The sequence below is a fragment of the Neobacillus niacini genome (assembly GCF_000759675.1).
GTDB classification, from domain to species: domain Bacteria; phylum Bacillota; class Bacilli; order Bacillales; family Cytobacillaceae; genus Neobacillus; species Neobacillus niacini_A.
The window spans coordinates 1-308 of record NZ_BAWM01000125.1; the positions used below are offsets into that span (position 1 = coordinate 1).

The window sequence follows — 308 nt, forward strand, 5'->3', positions numbered from 1 at the left end:
GCAAGTGTTCCCATTGGAAGCAGTAACGATCCCATGTCGCTGCCTATGACGTTCGCCAGATAGGCAATTTTCAATTCGAGTAAACTTAGATCCATATTCATTAACGTGAGTGTTCCAACCATGAGAGCTGGGTGATTATTAAAAATATTGGAGAGTACAGAAAGTAGGGTACCCATCATGACACTCGCATGGAGCAGGCTACCAGAAACCATTGGCTTCATGAAAGTGATCAACCAGTCTGTTAAACCAATGTTATTCAGACCGTAAATAATGACATACATACAGAAAGCGAAAACGATAATATACCA

Annotated in this window: 1 protein-coding gene; it reads right to left on the reverse strand. The window is 40.9% G+C overall.

The annotated features are described in order from the left end of the window. Window positions 1–308, reverse strand: a 308-nt coding sequence (locus TR08_RS24940; protein ID WP_274521054.1) for an ArsB/NhaD family transporter, incomplete at both ends; no start/stop codon positions are given.